The organism is Streptomyces kunmingensis (assembly GCF_039533535.1).
Taxonomy (GTDB): Bacteria; Actinomycetota; Actinomycetes; order Streptomycetales; family Streptomycetaceae; genus Streptomyces; species Streptomyces kunmingensis.
This window is the reverse complement of sequence record NZ_BAAATS010000056.1, coordinates 1-6,789: the sequence shown is the minus strand read 5'-3', so window position 1 is coordinate 6,789 and position 6,789 is coordinate 1. Positions and strand designations below refer to the sequence as shown.

The 6,789-nt window shown below is 67.4% G+C and carries 8 protein-coding genes; 5 read left to right on the top strand and 3 right to left on the bottom strand.

Annotated elements, in window-relative coordinates; all coding sequences use genetic code 11:
• Positions 1-271 precede the first annotated feature (271 nt).
• A complete protein-coding gene (locus tag ABD366_RS40535; RefSeq protein ID WP_324768743.1) occupies positions 272-796 on the bottom strand; it encodes a DUF4232 domain-containing protein in 525 nt (174 codons plus the stop codon).
• Between the two features lie 375 nt (positions 797-1,171).
• Between ABD366_RS40535 and ABD366_RS40530 the strand changes: the two genes are divergently transcribed.
• From ABD366_RS40530 to ABD366_RS40520, 3 genes are read left to right on the top strand one after another with little or no spacing between them, the layout of a single operon-like run.
• On the top strand, positions 1,172-1,606 hold the full coding sequence (locus tag ABD366_RS40530) for a hypothetical protein (RefSeq protein ID WP_324768742.1): 435 nt from the start codon (positions 1,172-1,174) through the stop codon (positions 1,604-1,606).
• Positions 1,607-1,631: 25 nt separating this feature from the next.
• Positions 1,632-1,976 (top strand): DUF6247 family protein, encoded by a 345-nt coding sequence (locus tag ABD366_RS40525; protein ID WP_324768741.1) that lies wholly within the window; start codon positions 1,632-1,634, stop codon positions 1,974-1,976.
• A complete protein-coding gene (locus ABD366_RS40520; protein ID WP_324768740.1) occupies positions 1,973-2,296 on the top strand; it encodes a hypothetical protein in 324 nt (107 codons plus the stop codon). Before ABD366_RS40525 ends, ABD366_RS40520 begins: the two co-directional genes overlap by 4 nt.
• On the opposite strand, the gene ABD366_RS40515 is transcribed toward ABD366_RS40520, so the two are convergent.
• The gene (locus tag ABD366_RS40515) at positions 2,263-2,397 is read right to left on the bottom strand and encodes a hypothetical protein (RefSeq protein ID WP_324768739.1); all 135 of its coding nucleotides are present in this window, start codon (positions 2,395-2,397) and stop codon (positions 2,263-2,265) included. The two genes, ABD366_RS40520 and ABD366_RS40515, sit on opposite strands and share 34 nt — an antisense overlap.
• Before the next feature lie 282 nt (positions 2,398-2,679).
• Positions 2,680-3,045, bottom strand: coding sequence for a hypothetical protein (locus ABD366_RS40510; RefSeq protein WP_324768738.1), 366 nt, complete (start codon positions 3,043-3,045; stop codon positions 2,680-2,682).
• Between the two features lie 344 nt (positions 3,046-3,389).
• Here ABD366_RS40510 and ABD366_RS40505 point away from each other — a divergent pair, with 344 nt between their 5' ends.
• Both ABD366_RS40505 and ABD366_RS40500 read left to right on the top strand, forming a co-directional pair.
• Entirely contained in the window at positions 3,390-4,682 is a 1,293-nt protein-coding gene (locus ABD366_RS40505) for an amidase (protein ID WP_324768737.1), read from the top strand.
• Positions 4,679-5,788: an alkene reductase gene (locus tag ABD366_RS40500; RefSeq protein ID WP_324768736.1), complete on the top strand. Its 1,110-nt coding sequence runs from the start codon at positions 4,679-4,681 to the stop codon at positions 5,786-5,788. Before ABD366_RS40505 ends, ABD366_RS40500 begins: the two co-directional genes overlap by 4 nt.
• Positions 5,789-6,789 lie beyond the last annotated feature (1,001 nt).

The window sequence follows — 6,789 nt, the reverse complement described above, 5'->3', positions numbered from 1 at the left end:
GCGACCCGGAGGAGATCACGGTCCGTCTGTACGCTCTCCTGCCCCAATGGATCCGCCAACCGCCGGAGTCGTCGTCGACGCACTGAGGCAGCAAAGGCAGCCCGGTCAGCGCATGAAAGGCACTCTTGCTGCGGCTCGCCAAGTCCTGCAATCCGCGGGCGAGGAAGGCGCCGATCGCCCGGTCCAGGGCGTCGCCGTCGGCTGGACGAGCAGACGCAGCCCCGGGGGCTGCTCGGTCGAGCAGCCCCCGGGGCTCCAGTGAATACGGTCCTCAGACGGTGGGCGGGGTGTCGCTCCACGCCGTGACCGACAGGCGGCCGTTGTCCACGTCCTGCTTGAAGGCGACGACGCTGTGGGTATTGCTGCCCGTCGGCGATATCTGCAGGTAGCGGGCGGTCGCGGTGCTGGCTCCGGTGTGTGTCCACACCAGATCGGCATAGGCCGAGTCGCCGGACTGCAGTGTGATGGTGTGCTCGCCCGGGTCCTGGGCGAAGTAGGTGTTCCCGTGCTCGGAGTGGGTCGTCAGCGCGGTGTGGCCGCTGCCTTCGAGGGCGAGTCCCGCGTAGCCGGAGAACGTGCAGGTGTTGTCACTGGTGTTGGTGACCTTCAGGAACGTCCCGGCATGGTTCATACCCGCCTGCTCGGTTCCGAGCTGCGTCGTGGTCGCGGTCAGCGTGCCCGGCTGGCATACCTGCGTGGCATCCGGCGTGACGTCCGACGCGAGGGCGGTCCCCGCCCCCGCGCCGGCGAAAGCGACGGTGGCGGCGACGGCAACGGCTGCGCGTGAGATGGCCATGTTCGTTCCTCCTTGCGGTTCCTGCTGATGTGCAGAGGCAGACGCTGCTGTCTCTGCACAGACGCCTTGCCGCATCACATGCCTTCAATGTCACCAAACAGCCACAAGGGCACGGAGGTGAAAAATTTCGAGCTGAGATGTACCGGTAACACTTGAATAGTGAGTGATCCAGCAACAGGCTGAGGCGGCGTGAGGGGCGAGGGCGACTGTCACCACGTTGGTGACTCCGTCACCGCTGCGCCAGAGCCTGCGTAGGAGCGCCGGGATCAGGGGCGCCCGCCTCGTTAGTGCCAGTCTCACCGGACAGCCCACTTACCGATTCGATCAGTAGTACTGTTCCAGCTGGTAAGCCCTCGCAGCCACAGGAGACCGCCCATGCCAGCAGTCGGCGAAACCGAACGCGCTCCCAACATCGCCAAAGCCGTATGGGACGCGGCAGGCAAGCGGTCCAGGAGCGAAGGGCTGCCCCTCATCTGGGTCGCATCACGAGCCCTCACCGACTACGCCGCCGGGACCCTCGATCTGCCGCGCACCGACACCATCCCCACGGCGTCCGACAGACGGGGCCGCAGCGTCTTCGCCACGACCACCGTGTGGGAAGCCGCCGACAAACGTCGCGCCCGGGACAAGATCCGCTCCATGTCCGCCCTCGTCGAGCTTCTACTGGATGCCTACGCCCAAGGCGAGATCCATACCCTCGCCTGCATGGTCCCCACGGCACAGCACGACTCGGTTTCGAGGCCGGAGACCCTGCCTGAGGCCCTGATGCAACGCACGGGCACCGCGTCAAGCACGCTGTCCGCAGCCTGATCCCCCCGCCAAAGGAAACTCCCTCATGACCAGCGTCCCCCTCGACACACGGGCCGTGCCCCCCATGCCCGAGAAGACGCCCAAGGCGCTGCGGGCCGCCATCGCCCAGTACGCGCCGCAGCTTCTGGTGGATTTCGACCGTCACTGGCGCCGTGACATCGCCGACGCCTACGACCTCGCCCCGGTCCCCGCCTTCATGGCCCGCTGGTGGAGTGAGTACTCCCTGGCCCGCGACCCGCAACTCGAGGCGAAAGTGCACAGCCTGGAGGACGCGGCCGGCCAGGAGAGCGACTACTCCCGTGCGAAAGCCCTCCTCGCTGAGGCCGGGGACCTCCGCCGGGCCGCGGCGAAGGCGGAGCCCGGACAGTGACCGAGGGCTTCATGGGGCCACCGTGGCAAGCGGACTGGACCGAAAGAGCGGAGGAGGACCGGGAGTCCCTGCCCGCTGTCGCCCGCGACTTGGTCCAGGCCGCGCGTGCCGAACTCGTCACCGCCGCCGACCCGTACTTCCGGGGCATCGACGCCGACCGCTTGCTTCCGACCGGGATGGTCGTCGAACCCGCCCAGTCCACCCGCCCCGGTGGCCAGCACGTCCTCTACTTCGATCACGGCCGGGGGTGGCTGCGCTACCAGTTCACCAGGCGAGTCAGCGACCCTCAGATCGTCATCGAGGAATGCTTCTGGCAGTGATCGCTGCCATGTCCGCCGTCCAGGCCGGTCAGGGAGACGACCAGTACGTCCCTGCCGTCCGGCAGGGTCCGGACATGGCCGCGCTTGATCTCCTGGCTCACGAAGTGTCACCGCCAGGCGTGCGGTCTCCGGGTGGACGAGCGCGTAGTCGAAGCGTGCTGCGGCACAGGCGAACAGGTCGCCGTCGACCATTGTCCATGGTCGACCTGCGCACTGCCGCGTTCAAAGCCGGCTCCACCGACTCGATAGCCGACATCTGCGGTTACTGGTCCGCCGGGGGCGAAGTACCCCGAGGCCCCGCCGCCGGCGGGTTCAGGCGATCTTGCGAGGATCACGCGAGCACGCAAGGGCGGCGGGGCGAGCGACTGGGCGATCGGCAGCGCCTACTGAGCGCGTACCCGGTAGCTCACGGCGGGGTAGGGGAAGTCCCCCGTGTTCAGAGTACCCACGACGTAGTGGATGTCTCCGTTCGTGCCGGGCGCACCGGTTCGGCAGTCCGGGTTGAAGAAGACATCGACACCGCGTTCGGACACCGACGTGTACGACTTGGCCGCAGCGGGCAGCTCCCTGCAGACACCGACCTGGTCGGTGTCGATCGCTATGGCAGTTCCAGTTCCGTCGACACCCGTATAGAAGGTCACTCCGGGCCACTCCGCGGCGCCGGCCTGCGGGGCCGCGCCGAGGACGAGCAAGGCCGCCGCTCCCGCCGAGGCCGTGAGAGCCGCCAGTCCCTTGCGCACCGTTGCCATGTGTTCCACCTTGGTCCGTTCTGCATGGATAGGTATCAATTTCGGCTGGGGCGACACACCTATACGACAGAGTGCAGTCCAACAATTTCGCGCCGCCGCTTCCGAGTGTCATCGTAGTTACACATTCAACAATCCTCCACACGAGATCCAGCCATGAAGTCGCGAATTTCTGTCATTTCATTTGGTATTTCATTTGGTGCGTCCTGGAGCGCGGAAACGACCGGAGCGTCGAGGTGCCGCCGGTAAGGCCGGCGGTGAATTGCCCAGCGGGTTGTTCTATAAGATGAGGCATGATTACTGCTACCGATCTAGCCCGTGCCGTTCGGGCCGGGGATCTTGATCCCGTGTCTGTCGTCGAGGGCGCTCTGGGCCGCATTTCCGCCGCCGCCGAGGGGGCCGACGCGTTCCGGCGTGTGCGTGGCGAACAGGCCCTTGCCGAAGCCCGCGACCTCAAAGACCGACGCGACCTCCAGGACCTGCCCTTGGCAGGCGTGCCGATCGCGGTGAAGGACGTCGTGGCAGTGACGGGCGAGTATGTGGGATGGGGCTCTCAGGCCGGGAGCCTGGCCGTCTCCCCGTCCGACCACGATGTCGTGGCACGCCTGCGGGCGGCCGGCGCCGTGATCGTGGGGCTCACCCATGTACCGGAGCTGTGCCTGTGGCCGATGACCGATGTTCCCGGGACAGCCGTGCGCAACCCATGGAACCCGGACTACACGGCCGGGGGCTCCTCCGGGGGCAGCGCCGCTGCTGTTGCCGCTGGGGTCGTGCCCTTGGCACACGGTACGGACGCCCTCGGCTCGGTGCGCTCCCCGGCCGCGATCTGCGGACTGGTCGGTGTGACGCCCGGCACCGGGACTGTCCCTTCAGCGGACTCTTCGCACTGGTCGGGGATGTACTCCCATGGCCCCTTGGCCACGACGGTCTCCGACGCCGCCCTCCTCCTGTCCGTTCTTGCCGACAGGCCGGAGCTGGCGCGGATAGCCGAGCCCGGAGCCCTGCGTGTCGCTACGTCCGTCCAACTACCGGGCGGTCTCGGAAAGGTCCCCCAGGAGTTCACCGAGGCCGTCGGCCGTACCGCGAAACTGCTCGAGGGCGCCGGTCACAGCGTCACCGATGCGACGCCGAAGTACGGCAGGCTGTCGTCGGCTCTTCTCACCCGCTGGCTCGCGGGGCCCGGCGAGCCGGCGGAGGCGTTCGACCGGAAACTGCTCCAGCCCCGGACCCGGCGGCACCTGCGGGCAGGAGCACTGCTGCGTCGGCTGCGACTGGGCGGGGAAGGCCCGAAGCGCGCGTGGATCGCCCGTGCCGAGGCGTTCTTCGCCGACCACGACGTCCTGGTGACACCGATGCTCGCCACCCTGGCCCCCAAGGCGGAGCAGTGGAACAAGAAGGGCTGGCTCGCCAACATCCTGCCGGCCGTTCAGCTCACATCCTTCCTCGGACCCTGGGACCTGGCGGGGTATCCGACCATGTCCGTCCCGGCCGGGCAGCATTCCTCGGGACTCCCCATCGCCGTGCAGCTGGTCGCGCCTCCCGGCGGAGAGTCCCGGCTGCTGGCCGTGGCCGCGCAGCTGGAGAACCTTGCCCCCTGGCCCACGACAACCACCCGGATCTCAGAGGAGTCACACCGGTGAGCTCAGAATCAGCACGTGCGAAATACCGTCTCTTCACGCCTGTCTCCCTCGGGGACATCGAACTCGCCAACCGTGTCGCCATGGCCCCGCTGACTCGAATGCGATCGGGTTCCTCCGGGGTTCCCGGCGACCTGATGATCGAGCACTACGAGCAGCGGGCGCACCTCGGGCTGATCGTGACCGAGGGCGTCTACTCCAGCCCCGAGTCGCAGGCTTTCGTGGGGCAACCGGGCATCGTCACCGACGAACAGGTGGCCGGCTGGCGGCGGGTGGCCGAGGCGGTGCACGCTCGGGGCGGCCGCATCGTGATGCAGGTCGTGCACGGCGGCCGCGTCACCCACCCCGAGGTCAACGGCGGTCGGCGCATCCTGGCCCCCAGCGCGATCGCCATAGATGGCGAGGGGCACTCGGCGAAGGGTAAGCAGCCCTACCCAGTGCCGCTGGCGTTGACGGTCCCGGAGGCCCGTTCGGCCCTCGATGACTTCGTCGCAGCCTCCCGCCGGGCGATCGAGGCCGGCCTGGACGGTGTGGAGGTCCACGCCGCCAACGGCTATCTGCTGCACGAGTTCCTCTCCACCGCGTCCAACCGGCGGACCGACAGGTATGGCGGGTCTCCGAAGAACCGGGCCCGCTTCGTCGTCGAGGTGGTAACGGCGGTGGCGGAGGCCATCGGTGCCGGGCGGGTCGGGTTGCGGATCTCGCCCGAACGCAACATCAAGGACGTCCTGGAGCACGACCGGGACGATGTCCTGGCCACCTACGGCCACCTGCTGGACGAGTTGCGCCCGGTGGGCCTGGCCTACCTCTCCGTCCTGCACGAGGAGTTGAAGGGAGATCTGGTCCAGGAGCTGCGGAAGCGCTTCGGCGGCAAGTTGATGGCCAACAGCGGCTCCCTCTCGATGACCACCCGTGAGGAAGCGACAGAGCTGGTCGAGGCCGCCCATGCCGATGTCGTGGCCGTGGGCCGAGCGGCCATCGCCAACCCCGATCTGGTGGCACGCTGGCAGGGTCAACACCCGGAGAACGAGCCGCGCCCGAAGCTTTTCTACACATCCGGCGCGGAGGGATACACCGATTACCCGTTCCTCCGAGCGAACTCAGCCTGACATCTCACCCTGTCCGCTCGAGGCTGGTACCCGGCTGCGGAGTCAGGTCGGCCGGAGATGCCCGGAGTCGTGGCCGCGACGTTCGGGAACGCCGGGCATCATCTGCCGACGACGTGAACTCGGTCGGACATTCGTGTGCGGCTCATCATCCAACCCGTCCAGGCCGTGCTCGAAGGACGCCCGGGGAACGAGCTGTTACTCCCCACGCCTCTTCGTGATCCGCGATGAGAATGCAGCGAGGGATGCCTTCGCCTTTTTCTTGACACCGTGCATCGGCGTTCCGACCAAACGTGCTACCGCATCGATGCCAGGCACCGATGAGAGGATGACATACCCGGTCCGCAACACCCGCGACGTGTTCTCCGTCATCCTGAAACATCCCTATGTGCCATGGAAGAACTCTGATGGTGGCGGGCAGCCACGTACCGCGTGAGTCGAGCAGCCCTGCGCCCGTTCTCGCAGCAGTCCCCTCACCTCTTCGCCGCGCGTTTCATACAAACAGACCGGTGAGCGGGCGTGGAATTCCGGGTCGGTCCACGAGGCCCAACTTCCATGGGGCTCGCATAGTCACCGAAGTCGTGGGGGTGGCTGGTCCTGTCCCCGGCAGACGCGATCTCGTACGCGTCATCGTGGCCGGTCCGGCGGGGCTGCTCCAGTATGGCTGGGATCCCGGGCCCGCATACCAGACATACGGCCGTCGTTGTCGTGCTGCTGCCGACACATCGTCTGTACTTGCGTGCGGCGTGAGCACAGTTCACGGGGGGATGATGTGATCACGCCGCACGGTGCGATGACCGGCACCGCCAACACATGTTAGCCCGAGTCCCATCCGCGCTGTGGGCCCAAGAAGGGCCTGGGGAACATAGGACTACCAGGCCCACGCCCTCACGGGCACGGCGTGGCATTCGGTCACGCATGTGCTGGCGCCATACACCCTGCGCGGAGCGGGGTGTGGGTCAGATCCAGTTGGGGGCGTAGTCCTCGGCGTAGCGGGCACCGAA